Origin of the sequence: Rhodococcus sp. UFZ-B548 (genome assembly GCF_903819475.1) — a bacterium.
Classification (GTDB): domain Bacteria; phylum Actinomycetota; class Actinomycetes; order Mycobacteriales; family Mycobacteriaceae; genus Rhodococcus_F; species Rhodococcus_F erythropolis.
Window position 1 is genome coordinate 204,250 of the sequence record NZ_CAIJDS010000003.1, and the last position, 18,065, is coordinate 222,314.

The 18,065-nt window shown below is 63.0% G+C and carries 16 protein-coding genes; 6 read left to right on the top strand and 10 right to left on the bottom strand.

Translation table 11 applies throughout. The annotated features are described in order from the left end of the window. Nucleotides 1–120: 120 nt before the first annotated feature. Nucleotides 121–1,620, bottom strand: a complete 1,500-nt coding sequence (dop, locus tag H7C86_RS05470) for a depupylase/deamidase Dop (protein ID WP_019748516.1) — start codon at nt 1,618–1,620, stop codon at nt 121–123. 58 nt (nt 1,621–1,678) lie between these two features. Here dop and H7C86_RS05475 point away from each other — a divergent pair, with 58 nt between their 5' ends. Beyond that, complete coding sequence (locus tag H7C86_RS05475) at nt 1,679–2,236, top strand: NUDIX domain-containing protein (RefSeq protein WP_020969670.1); 558 nt, start codon at nt 1,679–1,681, stop codon at nt 2,234–2,236. 50 nt (nt 2,237–2,286) lie between these two features. On the opposite strand, the gene H7C86_RS05480 is transcribed toward H7C86_RS05475, so the two are convergent. Continuing rightward, a complete protein-coding gene (locus tag H7C86_RS05480) occupies nt 2,287–2,964 on the bottom strand; it encodes a TIGR00266 family protein (RefSeq protein WP_003944961.1) in 678 nt (225 codons plus the stop codon). Between the two features lie 118 nt (nt 2,965–3,082). Beyond that, nucleotides 3,083–4,858: a proteasome ATPase gene (gene arc, locus H7C86_RS05485; protein ID WP_003944870.1), complete on the bottom strand. Its 1,776-nt coding sequence runs from the start codon at nt 4,856–4,858 to the stop codon at nt 3,083–3,085. 195 nt (nt 4,859–5,053) lie between these two features. Here arc and H7C86_RS05490 point away from each other — a divergent pair, with 195 nt between their 5' ends. After that, nucleotides 5,054–5,578 carry a hypothetical protein gene (locus tag H7C86_RS05490; protein WP_020907811.1) on the top strand — a complete coding sequence of 175 codons (525 nt, stop codon included), beginning with the start codon at nt 5,054–5,056 and terminating at the stop codon, nt 5,576–5,578. Between the two features lie 64 nt (nt 5,579–5,642). On the opposite strand, the gene H7C86_RS05495 is transcribed toward H7C86_RS05490, so the two are convergent. Next, nucleotides 5,643–6,566, bottom strand: a complete 924-nt coding sequence (locus H7C86_RS05495; RefSeq protein ID WP_007729892.1) for a tRNA (adenine-N1)-methyltransferase — start codon at nt 6,564–6,566, stop codon at nt 5,643–5,645. 138 nt (nt 6,567–6,704) lie between these two features. Between H7C86_RS05495 and H7C86_RS05500 the strand changes: the two genes are divergently transcribed. Both H7C86_RS05500 and H7C86_RS05505 read left to right on the top strand, forming a co-directional pair. Continuing rightward, complete coding sequence (locus H7C86_RS05500; protein WP_370627683.1) at nt 6,705–7,595, top strand: RecB family exonuclease; 891 nt, start codon at nt 6,705–6,707, stop codon at nt 7,593–7,595. Nucleotide 7,596: 1 nt separating this feature from the next. Beyond that, nucleotides 7,597–8,406: a thioesterase family protein gene (locus H7C86_RS05505; RefSeq protein WP_182261212.1), complete on the top strand. Its 810-nt coding sequence runs from the start codon at nt 7,597–7,599 to the stop codon at nt 8,404–8,406. Between the two features lie 46 nt (nt 8,407–8,452). Here the strand turns inward: H7C86_RS05505 and hisG are convergent, their stop codons facing one another. The 6 genes from hisG to metH all read right to left on the bottom strand — a co-directional run bounded on the left by hisG (nt 8,453) and on the right by metH (nt 15,776). Next, nucleotides 8,453–9,304: an ATP phosphoribosyltransferase gene (hisG, locus tag H7C86_RS05510; RefSeq protein ID WP_003944905.1), complete on the bottom strand. Its 852-nt coding sequence runs from the start codon at nt 9,302–9,304 to the stop codon at nt 8,453–8,455. Nucleotides 9,305–9,401: 97 nt separating this feature from the next. Beyond that, entirely contained in the window at nt 9,402–9,665 is a 264-nt protein-coding gene (locus tag H7C86_RS05515; RefSeq protein WP_003944933.1) for a phosphoribosyl-ATP diphosphatase, read from the bottom strand. Nucleotides 9,666–9,724: 59 nt separating this feature from the next. Further along, nucleotides 9,725–10,585, bottom strand: coding sequence for a pseudouridine synthase (locus tag H7C86_RS05520; RefSeq protein ID WP_046379912.1), 861 nt, complete (start codon nt 10,583–10,585; stop codon nt 9,725–9,727). 57 nt (nt 10,586–10,642) lie between these two features. Beyond that, nucleotides 10,643–11,503 (bottom strand): rhodanese-related sulfurtransferase, encoded by an 861-nt coding sequence (locus H7C86_RS05525; protein ID WP_003944828.1) that lies wholly within the window; start codon nt 11,501–11,503, stop codon nt 10,643–10,645. A gap of 12 nt (nt 11,504–11,515) precedes the next feature. Beyond that, nucleotides 11,516–12,214: an HAD family phosphatase gene (locus H7C86_RS05530; protein WP_182261213.1), complete on the bottom strand. Its 699-nt coding sequence runs from the start codon at nt 12,212–12,214 to the stop codon at nt 11,516–11,518. Then, on the bottom strand, nt 12,207–15,776 hold the full coding sequence (gene metH / locus H7C86_RS05535; protein WP_020907816.1) for a methionine synthase: 3,570 nt from the start codon (nt 15,774–15,776) through the stop codon (nt 12,207–12,209). Before metH ends, H7C86_RS05530 begins: the two co-directional genes overlap by 8 nt. A 168-nt stretch (nt 15,777–15,944) precedes the next feature. Between metH and H7C86_RS05540 the strand changes: the two genes are divergently transcribed. Both H7C86_RS05540 and H7C86_RS05545 read left to right on the top strand, forming a co-directional pair. Beyond that, on the top strand, nt 15,945–16,799 hold the full coding sequence (locus H7C86_RS05540) for a PAC2 family protein (RefSeq protein WP_223257810.1): 855 nt from the start codon (nt 15,945–15,947) through the stop codon (nt 16,797–16,799). Beyond that, the gene (locus tag H7C86_RS05545; RefSeq protein ID WP_372461233.1) at nt 16,796–17,956 is read left to right on the top strand and encodes an MFS transporter; all 1,161 of its coding nucleotides are present in this window, start codon (nt 16,796–16,798) and stop codon (nt 17,954–17,956) included. Before H7C86_RS05540 ends, H7C86_RS05545 begins: the two co-directional genes overlap by 4 nt. Nucleotides 17,957–18,065: the final 109 nt, after the last annotated feature.

Genomic DNA, 18,065 nt, shown 5'->3' on the forward strand with positions numbered 1-18,065 from the left:
GCTCTCGCGAGCATCCTGTTCGGCCCAGCAGAGTCGGTAACTGATCCCGCTCGGACCTTCACCCTACCGAGCGGCACCGTCAGGTGTGGAGAGACGCGACGGCGAGCCGCATCGGCTGTTTCAGTGAGTGAGCTGATCTACCAATTCCGCGGCGCTGTCAACGGAGTCGAGCAACGCTCCGACGTGCGCTTTGGTACCTCGAAGCGGCTCTAGGGTGGGGATGCGGATCAACGACTCGCCGCCGAGATCGAAGATGACCGAATCCCAGCTCGCAGCCGCGATATCGGCACCGAATCGGCGCAAGCACTCGCCACGGAAGTATGCGCGAGTGTCGGTGGGAGGGTTCGTGACCGCGTCGAGAACCTGCTGTTCGGTGACAAGCCGCTCCATGGAGCCGCGAGCAACCAGACGGTTGTAGAGGCCCTTGTCGAGTCGCACGTCGGAGTACTGCAGATCCACCAGATGCAATCGCGGAGCCGACCACGCGAGTCCCTCACGATTGCGGAAACCTTCGAGCAGGCGCAGTTTGGCCGGCCAGTCGAGGATGTTCGCGCACTCCATGGGATCGCGCTCGAGAAGATCGAGAACCATCGCCCACTTGGCGACGATATCGTCCGCTCGCGGATCACGATCCGCCTCGCGATCGAGGAACTTCGAGACACGTTCGAGGTAAATACGTTGCAGCGCAAGCCCCGTCAGTTCACGACCGTCGGCCAGCGCAACGGTCTTGCGAAGGGTGGGGTCGTGGCTGATGTGGTGGACGGCGGTGACCGGACGCGCCAGTTGCAGATCGGTGAGGTCGACGCCCGCCTCGATCAGGTCGAGTACCAGCGCGGTTGTTCCCACCTTGAGGTAGGTCGACATCTCCGCGAGGTTCGCGTCACCGATGATGACGTGCAGCCGGCGGTACTTGTCCGCATCCGCGTGCGGTTCGTCGCGGGTGTTGATGATTCCGCGCTTGAGCGTGGTCTCGAGGCCTACTTCGACCTCGATGTAGTCGGATCGCTGCGAAAGCTGGAATCCGGCCTCGTCGCCGGACTGACCGAGACCCACACGACCGGAACCGCAGATCACCTGCCTGGACGCGAAGAACGGCGTCAAGCCGGTCACGATCGAGGCGAACGGGGTGTCACGCGAGCAGAGGTAGTTCTCGTGCGTGCCGTACGACGCACCCTTGCCGTCGACGTTGTTCTTGTACAACTGCAACCGTGGGGCACCCGGCACGCTGGAGGCGTGCCGCGCAGCTGCCTCCATCACTCGTTCGCCGGCCTTGTCCCAGATCACGGCATCGAGCGGGTCGGCGACCTCGGGGGCCGAATACTCCGGATGGGCGTGGTCGACGTACAACCGTGCCCCGTTGGTGAGAATCATGTTCGCGGCGCCGATCTCGTCCGCGTCGATGACCGGTGCGGGACCGCTCATTCGCCCCAGATCGAAGCCTCGGGCATCTCGCAGCGGAGATTCGACCTCGTAATCCCAGCGTGTGCGCTTGGCCCGTGGCACGCCCGCTGCGGCGGCGTAGGCAAGCACCGCCTGGGTTGAAGTGAGAATCGGATTCGCCGACGGCTCACTGGGTGAAGATATTCCGTATTCGACCTCGACACCGATGATCCGCTGCATGACACAAGAGCCTATGTGATTGCGGCGCGGCACCCACAGGCGTGGCACAGTTGGAGGAATGCACCAACCTCTCACCGCAGACCTGAATCCCGCGGACGAGGTAGTCGCCGTGTACGACCGGACGGGTAATCCGATCGGCCGAGCACCACGTTCCGTCGTCTACTCGGGTGGGCTCTGGCACGCGAGTGCGGGCGTCCTGGTTCGCACCGGGGACGGCTCCCGCATCTACGTCCATCGCCGAACCGACACGAAAGCGGTGTTCGGTGGCTATCACGACTGTCTTGCCGGAGGTGTCGTTGATCCAGGTGAGACGCCGCAGGAAACCGCGATCCGTGAAGTCGGTGAAGAACTCGGAATCTTCGGAACAGCAGATCAGCCACTCCAACTGACGGAGATCGCTCGAATCTCCTGGGACGGCGAGTGGAACAACTCTCCGTTGCGCTGTCACCTGTTTGCGTTCGAACTCAGATACGACGGGCCGATGGCACATCAACCCAGCGAGATCGCCGAAGGTTGGTGGTGGACGCCGAAAGAACTCGGCGCCCACCTGCAGGACCCGTCGTGGCCGTTCGTTCCGGACTCACGCGCGCTGCTGGCCGACTATTGCTGGAGCTGAACACCGCTGGAGTTGAACACCGCTGGGACTGAACACTGCTGCGACCGTGATCAGCCCGGGGTGATCGCTGAGAGCCAAGCTGCAAACGCGCTGGGGTTGCGGGTCTGCGCGAGAACGCGTCCTGGGCCGGTGAAGTCGAAGACAAACCCTTCACCGGACTTCATCGACTGAATGGTGCGCCCCTGAACGGCGCGCCGCATGTTGAAGTTCATCCCGAGGTCGTAGGCGACCACGTGACCGGTATCGATCGTGACCGTCTCGCCTGGCTGCAAGTCGATGACGTCGATCGCGCCGTAGACGGCCAGCACTACTTCACCGTCGCCACTTGCCCGCAGACCGAATCCACCCTCACCGCCGAAGAGGTTGGACATGCCTCCCCACTTGGACTCGACGGTCACGCCGTAGGAGTTGGCCAACCAGGTTCCACGGTTGAGGAAGAACGGGCGGTCGGACGTGATGGTCAGTGGGATCAGATCGCCGGGAAGCACGCCGGTCACGTCGACCCAACCACCTTGCGGCGGAGCGGTATACGTCGTGACGAAAAACGACTCCCCACTGAGCATCGACCGCTTGAGTCCCTGCAGGACGCCGCCCTGCGCCTTCGCTTCGAGAACTACGCCTGCGGAATGCGCGAGCATTGCCCCGCTCTCCACGCGCAGCGGTTCGCCGGGCGCGAGGTAGCAGCGAGCGACAGTGGACGACGGATTGTGTCGAAGATGTATCTGCACGGCGGGACTCTAAACCAGCGCGACCGACCGGTCCAATCGCAACGGAGGGAACGGCAGCGACGCACAGATCGGGCCGACGACTCCCGTGGAGTGGCCGGCCCGATCGGTGTTCGTTTCGCTACAGGTACTGGCCCGTGTTCGACTCTGTGTCGATCGCGCGGCTGGCACTGGCGTTCTTACCGGTGACGAGTGTGCGGATGTAGACGATCCGCTCACCCTTCTTGCCCGAAATACGTGCCCAGTCATCAGGATTGGTGGTGTTGGGCAGATCCTCGTTCTCGGCGAACTCGTCGACGATGGAATCGAAGAGGTGCTGCACACGCAAGCCAGGAGCACCGGTGTCGAGTACCGACTTGATCGCGTACTTCTTGGCGCGGTCGACGATGTTCTGGATCATCGCACCCGAGTTGAAGTCCTTGAAGAACAGAACTTCCTTGTCGCCGTTGGCGTAGGTGACCTCGAGGAAACGATTCTCTTCGCTCTCCGCGTACATGCGATCGACGACGCGAACGATCATCGCCTTCAAGCATGCGGTGCGATCGCCACCGAACTCGGCGAGGTCGTCCGCATTGATCGGCAGACCGTCCACCAGGTACTTCGAGAAGATGTCCTGAGCGGATTCCGCGTCGGGGCGCTCGATCTTGATCTTCACGTCCAGTCTGCCCGGACGCAGGATGGCCGGGTCGATCATGTCCTCACGGTTGGAAGCGCCGATGACGATGACGTTCTCGAGCCCTTCCACACCGTCGATCTCGCTGAGCAGCTGCGGGACGACCGTTGTCTCCACGTCGGAAGAGACTCCCGAACCACGGGTACGGAAGATCGAGTCCATCTCGTCGAAGAAGACGATCACCGGCGTCCCCTCGGACGCCTTCTCACGAGCACGCTGGAAGATCATCCGGATGTGACGCTCGGTTTCGCCGACGAACTTGTTCAGAAGTTCCGGGCCCTTGATGTTCAGGAAGTAGGACTTGGCGTCCTTGCTGTCCTGACCGCGAGCTTCGGCGATCTTCTTCGCCAACGAGTTGGCGACGGCCTTGGCGATGAGCGTCTTACCGCAACCAGGCGGACCGTAGAGCAGTACACCCTTCGGCGGCCTCAGCGAGTACTCATGGAACAGGTCCTTGTGGAGGAACGGGAGTTCGACGGCATCACGGATCTGTTCGATCTGACGCCCGAGACCACCGATGTCGTCGTAGTGAACATCCGGAACTTCTTCGAGAACCAGATCTTCGACCTCGGCCTTCGGGATGCGCTCGAAGGCGTACCCGGCCTTGGTGTCGACGAGCAACGAGTCGCCCGGACGCAGTTTCCTGGTCGGAGAATCGGCGTCGTACGCGATGATGTCGGCTTCGGGGTCGGCGAAGACGGCTGCCAACGGCGCTGCGAGCCAGACGATGCGCTCTTCGTCGGCATGACCGACAACCAGAGCGCGCAAGCCGTCGTCGAGTACCTCACGGAGCGTGCTGATCTCACCGACCTGCTCGTAGGTGCCCGCCTCGACGATGGTGAGTGCCTCGTTGAGGCGCACCGTCTGTCCGAGGGCAAGGGTGTCCGTGTCGATGTTCGGTGAACACGTCAATCGCATCTTGCGACCCGACGTGAACACGTCGACGGTCTTGTCCTCGTGTACCGAGAGAAGGACTCCGTAACCGCTCGGCGGCTGACCGAGTCTGTCGACTTCTTCACGAAGTGCGATGAGCTGCTGACGGGCCTCCTTGAGGGTGTCCATCAGCTTGCTGTTTCGGATGGACAGCGAGTCCACCTTCGACTCCAGCTCACGCACCTGCTCCGGCGATTGTGCAAGTTGTCGGCGCAGTACTTGTGCTTCCACTCGTAGCGCGTGGAGTTCTTCTGCTGCCGCAACCGAATCCGGGTTCTCTGTCGAGCTCATGTGCGTCTCCTCCCAGTGCGATCCATCAACGCTACCGGCATAAGGCCCCAAGTGTCGCCAGACACGGTGCGCGAGTGCGAATTCACACCGGCGTACGGACCGTGCCGACTGGTCTCGAGCCAGATTTTGGTCATGTTAGCCTTGCCTACAAGATGGAGACAGCGCCTGTCTCTCTTTACAACGAAAGGTAACGCTGTGATCATCCGCAAGACTCTCATCAGCGCTTGTGCCGTCGCTGCCGTCCTGACCATGGGCGCATGCAGCTCGGACGACAACAAGGATTCGACGGCTGCCAGCTCGACTTCGGTCGCCGCCTCGAGCACCACGGCCAAGGCCTCGGCTTCCGCCACGACGTCAGCTGCCGCTGCCGCAACGGCTCCGACGGCCGAGGAGCTCAACGCTTCGCTCGTCGCTCTGATCGATCCGGCCAAGCCGATCGAGGAGAAGACCGCTCTGGTGGTCGACGGAACCAAGCGTCAGGCCAACATCGAGACGATGAGTGCTGCGCTGGGCGGTAACCCGGCCTACGCGATCACGTTCAACGTGGACAACGTCAAGGTCGACGGTCAGACCGCAACCGCAGACGTCGCCGTCGTCAGCCCGCACGGCGCCGCACCCGCCACCCCGTGGACCTGGGAGCTCGAAGACGGCTCCTGGAAGCTGTCCGACACCTCGGCATGCGTGCTCCTGGAAATGGGCCGCGCTTCCTGCACCGCATAACTTCCAGCTACGACAAGAGCGGCGATCCGGAATCCGGATCGCCGCTCTTGTTGATTTCGTATGACTACTTGGCTGCCGTGTTCGAGCCCTTGCCCGCGCGCCGCTGCGGCTTCGGGGTGACCGTTCCTTCGGCCAGACGACGAGCGCTCACGAGGAACGCGGTGTGGCCCTGCATCCGATGCTCGGGACGCACCGCCAATCCGACGACGTGCCAACCGCGCACGATCGATTCCCACGACCGTGGCTCGGTCCAGCATTCCTGCTCACGCATCGCTTCGACGACCTTCGAGAGTTGAGTAACGGTCGCGACGTAGACGATCAACACGCCGCCTGGCACGAGCGCCTTCGAGACGGCAGGCAAGACGTCCCATGGAGCCAGCATGTCGAGTACGACGCGATCGACCTTGCCGCCGTGTGCTTCCGGATCGAACTCTGCCAGATCGGCGATGGTCAGTTCCCAGTTCGGCGGACGTTCACCGAAGAAGGTCTCGACGTTGCGAACCGCGTGTTCGGCATGATCGTCGCGGACCTCGTAGGAGATGACCTTGCCCTCGGGTCCGACGGCACGCAGTAGTGAACACGTCAGTGCGCCGGAGCCGGCTCCGGCTTCGAGCACGCGTGCTCCTGGAAACACGTCGCCTTCGTGGACGATCTGAGCTGCGTCCTTCGGGTAGATGACCTGTGCGCCGCGCGGCATGGACAGCACGTAGTCGACCAGTAGCGGGCGCAGGGCGAGGTAGGGCGTGCCGTTGACCGACTTGACGACGCTGCCCTCGTCGGCGCCGATCAAATCGTTGTGAACGATTCCGCCCTTGTGGGTGTGGTACTCGCGGTTCGCCTCGAGAACGATCGTGTAGTGGCGTCCCTTGCCGTCGGTCAGCTGGACTCGGTCGCCGACGCGAAACGGCCCCGACGGCCGCTTGCCCGGCGCAGTGAGATCAGCTTCTGGAAGCTCTTGTTCGGGAATCTCGGCGACAGCGGACTGCACAACCTCATCCACTTCGGTCGTGACTTCTTCTGGTTGCAGCTCGTTCGCCATGCGCAGATGATCCCTGTTCGCTTGTTTCCGGTGTCCTCGCCACCGGCTCCGACGGAGTTGTCGGACCAACCGCATAGCCTGCCAGGTGTGAGCTCTGTCGAATTGCCAACCCCCACTCCAACGGGTGCAACATCACAGGAGCGCCCGCGTAGTCGGCCGGCGCTCTCTCCGTCGCGTGCGGGTGACTACAAGCAATGCCCCCTGCTCTACCGGTTCCGAGCGGTCGACAGAATTCCGGAAACACCTACCAGAGCCCAGGTCAGAGGCACCGTCGTCCACGCGGCCTTGGAAGCGCTGTTTGCACTCCCGACCGGTCACCGGGTTCCCGATCGCGCAGCCGAACTCGTCCGTCCCGCGTGGGAACGTGTCAGTGCCGAGTCGCCCGAGGCAGCTGATCTGATTCCGGAAGACGAGCTGGACGCGTTTCTCGGCGAAGTCGGCAAGCTCGTCGCGACGTACTACACGCTCGAAGATCCCACTCGATTCGATGCCGAGGCGTGCGAGGTCTACGTCGAGACCGAGTTGGAGAACGGCGTTCGACTCCGCGGCTTCGTCGACCGGATAGACGTTGCACCGACCGGTGAGGTGCGGGTGGTCGACTACAAGACCGGAAAGGCACCCCGCGAGTTCACCGAGTCCAAAGCGCTCTTCCAGATGAAGTTCTACGCGCTCGTACTACTGCGCACTCGCGGAATCGTTCCCGCGCAACTGCGCCTGATCTATCTGGCCTCCGGCTCGATTCTGACGTACGCCCCGGATCACGACGAGCTCATTCGATTCGAGCGGACCCTCTCCGCCATTTGGAAGGCGATCCTCGCGGCAGGTGCGACCGGAGACTTCAGACCCAAGCCTGGCAAACTGTGCGACTGGTGCGATCACAAGTCACTGTGCCCCTCGTTCGGCGGAACACCACCGCCGTATCCAGGTTGGCCGGACCTGCTGAGCACCGAACCTGTTGCTGCAAAGGAGAATTCATAACATGACGGACAGTTCGTACTACCGCTACCTCGGAACCACGGAGGAAGGGCACGAGCGGTTCGCGAGCACGCAGGCGACTGTCAGCATCTGGGGCCCGACACTGCAGCACGGTGCTCCCCCGTCGGCGCTGTTGGTACGAGCCCTCGAGCGGTGCGGTGCGCGCGACGAAACCCGTCTGACGCGCGTCGTCGTCGAGATTCTCGGGCCCATTCCGATTGCCGACCTCGAAGTCCGGTCGTGGATCGAACGCCCCGGTCGCCGAATCGAATTGATCGTCGCCGAGCTGTGGGCAACCACCGCCGACGGATCTGCCCGCGCGGTTGCGCGCGGTACGGCATGGCGGATGGAGACCGTCGATACCGGCGAGGTCGTCCACGTAGTCGATCCCCCGCTCGAACCCCGTGACAGCGGCACCCCGGGCGTTCTCGAGGGTCTCTGGAGCGTCGGCTACCTCAAGACCCTCGACTGGTCCTGGATTGCTCCGATCGGGTGCGTGGGAACCGGGAAGGTATGGGCGCGCCCCAAGCCCGAGCTGGTCGAGGGCGAGAAGATGTCTGCCCTCGAGCGTCTGTTCGCGGTGGCCGACATCTCCAACGGCGTCGGCGCCAAGCTCGACCCGGAGCACTGGACGTTCCTCAACACCGATCTCACGGTGCATATCTTCCGTGCGCCCGAGGGCGAGTGGGTCGGTGTCGCCGCCGAAACCACGACCGGTCCGGATGGCGTCGGCATGTGTGCGGGAGTGCTCTACGACGAGCAGGGTGCCGTCGGCCGTATCGCCCAGACTTTGCAGATTCGCGCCCGTTCCTGATTTCCAGGAACGGGCGCGAATGCGCGTAAATCTATTCAGACGGTGATCAGAAAGCGCGTACCGAGCGGATGTTCGACGCGAGGATGGCCTTGGCGCCGAGTTCCGCCAAGGCATCCATCACCTGGTTGTGTCCCTTGATCGGAACCATCGCGCGAACCGCGACCCAGTCGGGGTCAGCCAACGGCGAGAGGGTCGGCGACTCCATACCCGGAGTCATCTTGATGGCGTCGTCGAGGATGGTGCGCGGGCAGTCGTAGTCGATCATCAGATTCTGCTGCGCGAAGACAATTCCGCGTACGCGTTCGATGAGCTGGTTGCGTGCGGGATCGTCCTGCGGAGCGCCGGTGCGCTCGATCAGGACACCTTCGGAATCGCAGAGCGATTCACCGAAAGCCACGAGGTTGTGTTGGCGGAGAGTACGCCCCGACCCGACCACGTCGGCGATCGCGTCGGCGACACCGAGCTGAATCGAAATCTCCACTGCTCCGTCGAGACGGATGACGGTTGCGTCGAGTCCACGATCGGTGAGGTCCTTGCGGACAAGGTTCGGGTACGACGTCGCAATGCGCAGGCCGGACAGATCCTCAACGGCCCAGTCCTTGCCTGCCGGTGCTGCGTAGCGGAACGACGAACGGCCGAAGCCCAGTGACAGACGCTCGGATACGGGAGCGCCCGAGTCGCCGGCAAGATCACGACCAGTGATGCCGAGATCCAGCTCACCGGAGCCGACGTAGATCGCAATGTCCTTGGGACGCAAGAAGAAGAACTCGACCTGGTTGGCAGGATCGAGGACCGTCAGATCACGGGAATCGGTGCGTCGACGGTAGCCGGCCTCGCTGAGAATTTCGGCGGCGGACTCGGACAGTGAGCCTTTGTTGGGAACTGCTACGCGCAGCATGGTGGATGTCCTTTCGGAAGGTGTGGGTGACGTGAGACGACATGAATCGGAAGCCCTGGACGAGCGAGATGGCGAACATCTCGCTGGTCAGCTCCGATCACAGATGTCGGTACACGTCCTCGAGGGTCAGTCCGCGACCGACCATCAACACCTGCGTCCAGTACAGCAGCTGGGAAATTTCCTCGGCTAGCTGCTCATCGCTCTGGTATTCCGCAGCGATCCACACTTCACCGGCTTCCTCGATGACCTTTTTGCCCTGAGCATGCACACCGGCGTCGAGGGCGGCGACAGTGCCGGACCCCTCGGGGCGAGTAGCAGCACGCTCGGTCAATTCGGCGAACAAGGATTCGAAGGTCTTCACGGGTACACATTCTTTCACGAGGACGGAAGCGGTTTGCACACGCCCACGAACAGCGGTGTTCACAGGCCTGCGTCGAGGCTGCGCGAACTCACGAACCTGCGAGTCTGCCCGGTGATCGGATCCGGGTATTCCAACGCCCGCGCCAACAATCGCAACGGAGTCGAGAAGTCGCCGGGCACCGAGGGAAGGTACTCGGGGTAGTAATTGTCACCGACGATCGGGACGCCCAGCGAGTTGAGGTGCAGCCGAAGCTGATGGGTACGGCCGGTCCGTGGGAGCAACCTGTATCGGCCGAGAGTCCGGCCGGCCGAGTCGGTGATCGTCTCGATCAGTTCGATCGAAGTCTCACTGTTCGGCTCGCCATCGATCTCGGTAGCCGTCATCTCGCCGTGAACTTTGTTGATGCGGCTACGCACCGTGCGGGGGAAAGTCAGTTCCGGATCGAAGCCTGCAATCGCCTCGTATTCCTTGACGATCCGCTGCTCGGCAAAAAGTTCCTGGTACGGCCGTCGTAAGTCCGGTGTCACCGTGAACACGATGACACCCGCCGTCATTCGGTCGAGGCGGTGAACGGGCGCAAGGTCCGGAAGATCCAGATCACGACGCAGTCGCACGACGGCGCTTTCGACGATGTGCGCTCCCCGTGGAATGGTCGCCAGGAAGTGCGGTTTGTCGATCACGAGAATGGAGTCGTCGCGGTACAAGATCTCGATCTCGTGCGGAACCGGAATCTCGGGGGCCGGCTCGCGGTAGAAGTACACGAAACGGGTCGGCTGATAGGGCGTTCGGCTCGTGATCTTCCGCCCGTGCTCGTCGACGACGTCTCCGGCATTCACGAGGTCCGCCCACAGGTCCCGCTCCCCCGGGTGCTCGCCGATCAGATGCTCGAGGACGGTATGCGCCGACGACTCCGCCGGCATCCGCAGCCGGTCGGGTCCGAGACCGTTTCGGATCGGCAACGGAGCCTTGGGCACTGCTCAGTCCTGCTCGAGGTCTGGTGAACAACTCTCGCAGAGCAATTCGAGGGTGCGGCCGTCGCCGTCGATCCGATTGCGGTACCGCGGTGTCGGAGTACCACAATCGACACACACGCCGAGTGTCTTGGCTTCGGATGAGAACTCGATGTTCATCCGCTTGTCGAACACGTACAGGGAGCCGTCCCAGAGGCCCCGGTCGCCGAAAGTCTCGCCGTAACGGACGATTCCGCCGTCCAACTGGTAGACCTCGTCGAAGCCGCGTGAGCGCATCAGCGAAGACAACACCTCACAGCGCACTCCGCCAGTGCAGTAGGTGACTACGGCTTTGCCCTTGAGATGGTCGTATTTTCCACTGTCGAGTTCGTCGACGAAATCGCGGGTGGTGGCGACGTCCGGAACTACCGCATCCCGGAAGCGGCCGATCTCGGCTTCGAAGGCATTTCGGCCGTCGAAGAACACAACGTCGTCACCGCGACTGTCGACGAGTTCGTGTAGTTCCTTGGGCGCCAGATGAACTCCGCCACCGACAACACCGTTCTCGTCGACTTTCAGCTCGTCGGGGGCTCCGAACGTCACGATCTCCGAGCGAGCCTTGACGCTGAGGCGAGGGAAGTCGTTTCCGAGTCCGTCCGACCACTTGATGTCAGCGGTACGGAACGGCTCGTAGCCACGCGTTCCGCGGACGTATCGCTTGACATCCTCGATGTCTCCGCCGACCGTCGCATTGATTCCGTGAGGCGAGACGATGATCCGGCCCGTCAGGTTGTTGGACTCGGCCAGGCTGTGCTGCCACAGCTTGATCGCTTCCGGGTCCGCCAATGGCGTGAACTGGTAGAACAGAACAATTTTCGGAATAGCCACAGCAAATCCAGCCTAACGTGCCGCGCTCGAGTGAACGTCGTGAAGATCGTGAATGGACAAGTCCACCAGAGACTCTCGAAACACGCGTCCTGGACCCGCCGGGACATCGACCTCACACGGAACGACGAGCACCGCGCAACCCGCGGCGCTTGCCGACGCAGTACCGGTCGGCGAGTCCTCGATCGCGAGGCACTGCGCCGGTTCGAGTCCGAGCAGATGCGCTCCGCGCAGGTACGGATCCGCCGCCGGTTTTCCGTTGGGAACCTCGTCGCCGCACACCGAGTGGTCGAAGAATTCACGGCCGAGCATGCCGAGTGCCCGATCGACCAGTACTCGCTCGGTGTTGGTGACCAGTGCAGAACGCAGACCACCGTCACGCACGGTCGCCAGTGCATCGCGAGCACCCGGCCGCCAGGTCACGCCGTCCTCGAACAGATCGCCGACGCGGGTGTACATCCAGTCCTTCGCCTCGGCGACGGCATCGGGATGCTTCTCCAGGCCGAGCGCGTTGAACACCGTCGCCAGAGCGAAGGGGCTCGACGCACCGATGACGGCGATGCGTGTCGCTTCCGTCATCGGTCCGCCCAGGCGTAGGGACAACTCACGAAGCGCGATGTCCCACAGCTTCTCCGAATCGAGCAGGGTGCCGTCCATGTCCCACAGGACACCACCGAGGGTCGATTCGGATACCTCGGTCAACAACTCAGACATTGAAATACTTTGCTTCCGGGTGGTGCAGGACAAAAGCGTCCGTGGACTGCTCGGGATGCAGCTGCAGTTCTTCGGACAATTCGACGCCGATTCGCTCGGGTTCGAGCAACGCCACCAACTTGGCACGATCCTCGAGGTCCGGGCACGCGCCGTATCCGAACGAGTAACGCGCTCCGCGGTACTCGAGATCGAAGTAGCCGGCAACCTCGGTCGGGTCCTGCTCCGCGACGGTATGCCCCTCGGGAAGCACAAGCTCTTCACGAACGCGTCGATGCCAGTACTCGGCCAGAGATTCCGTGAGCTGGACGCCGATTCCGTGAACTTCGAGGTAATCACGGTACGAGTTCGACGCGAACAATTCGTTGGCGAAGTCCGCGATCGGCTGACCCATCGTCACCAACTGGAACGGAAGAACGTCCACCTGGCCGGTCGCTTCTGCTTCCTTACGCGAGCGCACGAAGTCAGCGATGCACAGGAAACGGTCGCGATGCTGACGCGGGTAGGTGAACCGGAACCGTTCAGGTGCATCCGGTTTCGGTTCGGTGAGCACGATGACGTCGTCGCCCTCCGAGATCGCCGGGAAGTAGCCGTACACAACCGCGGCGTGCGCGAGGATGCCCTCGGACGTCAGCCGATCGAGCCAGTACCGGAGCCGCGGACGGCCTTCCGACTCGACCAGTTCCTCGTACGTCGGACCGTCGCCCTTGCGCTGACCGCGAAGGCCCCACTGGCCGAGGAAGAGAGCGCGCTCGTCGAGCAGCCCCGAGTACTCGGACAGAGAGATTCCCTTGACGATGCGCGAGCCCCAGAACGGCGGTGTCGGCACCGCAATGTCGGTAGCGACGTCGGAACGCTCCGGCAGGACGACGGGAACCGCTGCAGCTTTACGCTTTTCGGCGATGCGCTTGGAACGCTCGTGACGAGCCTTACGCTCGGCAGCCTTCTCGCGAGCAGCGATGGCCTCCGGGCTGTCCGGCGCCGGGCCGCCGCCGCGCTTGGTCGTCATGATCTGGTCCATCAAGTTCAGACCCTCGAAAGCGTCGCGGGCATAGCTGACGTCGCCCTCGTACACCTCCTGCAGATCGTTCTCGACGTACGAACGCGTCAGCGCGGCACCACCCAGCAAAACCGGGAACTGTTCCGAGACACCGCGAGAGTTCAGTTCCTTGAGGTTGTCCTTCATGACCACTGTCGACTTCACGAGCAGTCCGGACATGCCGATGACATCGGCCTTGTGCTCGATCGCAGCATCGAGAATGGTCGCGATGGGCTGCTTGATGCCGAGGTTCACGACGTCGTAACCGTTGTTACTCAAGATGATGTCGACAAGGTTCTTGCCGATATCGTGGACGTCGCCCTTGACCGTCGCAATGACGAGGCGACCCTTGCCGTCGTCGTCCGTCGCTTCCATGTGCGGCTCGAGGAACGCAACTGCTGCCTTCATGACCTCGGCGGACTGCAGAACGAACGGCAACTGCATCTGTCCGGAACCGAACAGTTCACCGACGGTCTTCATGCCCGAAAGCAGTGTCTCGTTGATGATTTCGATCGGGGACTTGACCGTCATCGCTTCGGTGAGATCGTCGTCGAGGCCGTTGCGCTCGCCGTCGACGATGCGACGCTCGAGCCGGTCGAACAACGGAAGTCCGGCGAGTTCCTGCGCACGTGACTCGCGCGCCGACGCAGCCGAGACACCCTCGAACAGAGCCATCAGCTTCTGCAGCGGGTCGTAGCCCTCGCTACGACGGTCGTAGACCAGGTCGAGTGCGGTTTCACGCTGCTCGTCCGGAATTCGCGCCATCGGCAAAATCTTGGACGCGTGAACGATCGCCGTGTCCAGACCTGCCTCGGTGCACTCGTGCAGGAACACCGAGTTGAGGACCTGCCGTGCGGCCGGGTTCAAACCGAACGAAATGTTCGAGATACCCAGGGTGAAGTGCAGTTCCGGGTACGCAGCCTTGAGCTGACGGATGGCTTCGATGGTCTCGATGCCGTCGCGTCGCACCTCTTCCTGACCGGTGGAGATGGGGAAGGTCAAGGCGTCGACGATGATGTCGGACTCGGCGAGTCCCCAGTTTCCCTTGATGTCCTCGATCAGACGCTTGGCGATGGCGACCTTGGTCTCGGCTGTGCGAGCCTGGCCCTCTTCGTCGATGGTCAGGGCGACGACTGCCGCGCCGTGCTCCTTGACCAACGTCATGATCTTGTGAAAACGCGATTCGGGGCCGGCGCCGTCCTCGTAGTTGACGGAGTTGACAGCGCAGCGGCCACCGAGGTGTTCGAGACCAGCCTGCAACACGGCAGGCTCGGTGGAGTCGAGCATGATCGGCAGCGTCGAGGACGTCGCCAGACGGCTGGCCAGTTCCGACATGTCGGCGGCACCGTCGCGGCCCACGTAGTCGACGTTGAGGTCGAGCATGTGTGCGCCGTCGCGGGTCTGGTCCTTGGCGATGTCCAGGCACTTCTGGTAGTCCGCGGAGAGCATTGCCTCGCGGAAAGCCTTGGAGCCGTTGGAGTTCGTGCGTTCACCGATCATCAGGATGCTGGCGTCCTGCTCGAACGGCACCGCCGAGTACAGCGAAGAGGTACTCGGCTCGTGGATCGGGGTGCGCTGGGCCTTCTCGACCTGACGGACCGCGTCGGCGACCGCGCTGATGTGCTCGGGTGTCGTACCGCAGCAGCCGCCTACGAGGCCGAGTCCGAACTCGGAAACGAAACCACTGAGGGCTTCGGCCAATTCGTCGGCGGTCAGCGGGTACTCGGCGCCCTTGGGGCCGAGCTGCGGCAGACCGGCATTGGGCATGACCGACACCGGCAGCGTCGAGTACTTGGACAGGTGCCGGAGATGTTCGCTCATCTCGGCCGGCCCGGTGGCACAGTTCAGGCCGATCATGTCGATACCGAGTGGCTCGAGTGCCGTCAGCGCCGCACCGATCTCACTGCCCAGGAGCATCGTTCCAGTTGTCTCTACCGTCACGTGCGTGATGATCGGCAACCGCAGTCCGAGTTGCTCCATCGCGCGCTGACTGCCGAGAATGGCAGCCTTCACCTGAAGCAGGTCCTGGCAGGTTTCGACGAGGATGGCGTCGGCGCCACCGTCGATCATGCCGAGCGCAGCTTCGGTGTACGCGTCACGAAGGACTGCGTACGGTGCGTGTCCGAGGCTGGGGAGCTTGGTTCCCGGTCCCATCGAGCCGAGTACGAATCGGGCCATGCCGTCGCGGCCTGGTCCCATCTCGTCCGCTACTTCACGGGCGAGAGCAGTGCCTTTTTCCGCGAGTTCGCGGATCCGGTGAGAGATGTCGTAGTCGGCGAGGTTGGGCAGGTTGCAACCGAAGGTGTTGGTCTCGACGGCATCGGCACCAGCGGCGAAGTACGCACGGTGGATGTCTTTGAGCACGTCGGGACGGGTGTCGTTGAGGATCTCATTGCACCCCTCGAGGCCGAGGAAGTCGTCCAGGGTGAGGTCCGCGGCCTGCAACATGGTGCCCATCGCTCCGTCGCCGATGACAACGCGCTGTTTCAGCGCATCAAGCAGGGCAGAGTTAAATGGGGCAGACATGCCGTCCAGAGTAGTGGGCGCACCGACAAGCTCTGGCCGTAGGCTGGGTGGGTGAGTCCAAGTGAGTTCCCCGTCACTCCCGACGGCCCGGTCGATTTCGACGATTCCGCGGCCTTCGAGAGCCCTGACGGCTTTGCCGTCGACAGCAGCGACCGCCTCGAGGGCGACATCCCTGTCCTACGTGATCCCATCCTCGTTGCAGCTTTCGAGGGCTGGAACGACGCCGGTGACGCAGCCAGCGGTGCGGTCGAACATCTCGAGCTGATCTGGGATGCCCAGCCGCTCGCCGAACTCGATTCCGAGGACTACTACGACTACCAGGTCAACCGTCCCACGGTCCGTCAGGTCGACGGTGTCACTCGCGAAATCGTTTGGCCGGCAACACGTTTGTCGGTCTGTTCACCTCCAGGCAGTGAGAGCGACATCGTCCTTCTTCGCGGGATCGAACCCAACATGCGGTGGCGCAGTTTCTGCGAGGATCTGCTCGAGTTGATCGACCAACTGAACGTCAAGACCGTGGTCATCCTCGGAGCCCTGCTCGCCGATACTCCGCACACCCGCCCGGTGCCGGTCACGGGCACGGCGTACAGCAGCGAATCCGCGGCACGATTCAACCTCGAACAGACCCGATACGAAGGCCCGACAGGCATCACCGGAGTTCTTCAGGACGAGTGCGTTCGTGCTGGTGTACCCGCTATTTCGTTCTGGGCAGCGGTTCCGCACTACGTCTCGCAGCCACCCAACCCGAAGGCCACAGTGGCCCTCCTTCAACGAGTCGAGGATGTTCTCGACATCGAGGTCCCCCTCGGTGAACTCCCAGCTCAGTCGGAAGATTGGGAGGAAGCGGTCAACGAAATGACCGCGGACGACGAGGAAATCGGCGAATACGTGCGCACCCTGGAAGAGCGGGGAGACGCCGAAACCGACATCAGCGAAGCAATCTCCAAGATCGACGGCGACGCCATCGCCGCGGAATTCGAGCGCTACCTCAGACGGCGAGGACCCGGCAGCTTCGGACTGTGAGCAAGAACACTCCAGAAGAAGGTGGAAGTACACAGCGCCCACTGCGCCTCCGGCTTCAACTGATCGCGCTGTACGCCGGCGGGTTCCTCGGCCCGTTCGGCGGCGGCGTGGTTGCTTCGATCCTCCCCGAGATCGGTGACGATCTAGGGGTCGGACCGTCGGCGGCCGCCTCCTCCCTCACCGCGTACCTGCTCCCCTTCGCCGCTCTGATGTTGGTGTCGGGGACGCTCGGGACACGGTGGGGCAAGGTCCGGACGGTGCGGATCGCATACGGCGTCTACGTCTTCGCGTCGTTGGCATGCTTTCTCGCCCCGACACTCGAGATCTTCCTGGCCGCCCGGGTACTGCAGGGCTCCGCGAACGCATTCACCACGCCGCTGTTGCTTGCTTCGTTGGCGGCCGCAACTCCGCAGGCTCGATTGGGTCGAGCCCTCGGTGCCTTCGGCGCATTCCAGGCTGCAGGGCAGTCGTCGGCTCCGTTGATCGGCGGACTGGCGGCCGAATTCGACTGGCGTCTGGCCTTTCTCGTCATCGCATTGGTCGCGGGCATCCTGGGAGCCGTCGGGCTCCCGAAGTCCGAAGCACCGGCAGCGACCACTCCCGCCCGTCTCCGCGATGCATTACGCCCCGAAGTGCTCCGCATCGGTATCGCTGCATTGCTCGGCTGGGGCGCCCTCGGTGGACTGAGCTTCCTGCTCGCCTTCCGCTTCGAAGACGAGTTCGGGCTGTCCCCCACCGTCCGCGGCCTACTGCTCACCGTCTTCGGCGTGGCCGGCATCCTCTCGGCCCGGCGCATCGGAATCCTCATCGATCGCATCGGCGCACGCTCCTCCGTGATGATCGGTGCACTGGGCGGAGCAGTTCTGGTCTCCGTCGTCGGCCTTGCCGGCTTGGTGCCGGTGATCGCGATCGCATGGTTTGTCGCAGGTGTCGCGAGCCAGTTCGTCCTTGTCGGCGTCAACGCGGCGGTGCTCGGATCCGCGGGGCCCAACCGTGGCGGCGCTGTCTCGGTCGTCCAAGCGATGCGCTTCGGCGGCGCCGCTCTTGCTCCCCTGGCCCTGACACCGATTTACGACTCTTCGCCTGCCGCGAGCTTCCTGATCCCCGCACTATTGCTCGCCGTCGTCGCTCCCCTGATCATGCCGAAGCAACGCTGATCGGTCTCGGCAGTTTCGAATTTGAAGTTGTGTAGGTAGTGAGTTTGTCGGTGAAAGCGACCACCGTTGTCGCGAGGCTGTCAGGGCGAACATTGTTCGGAAAATCTTG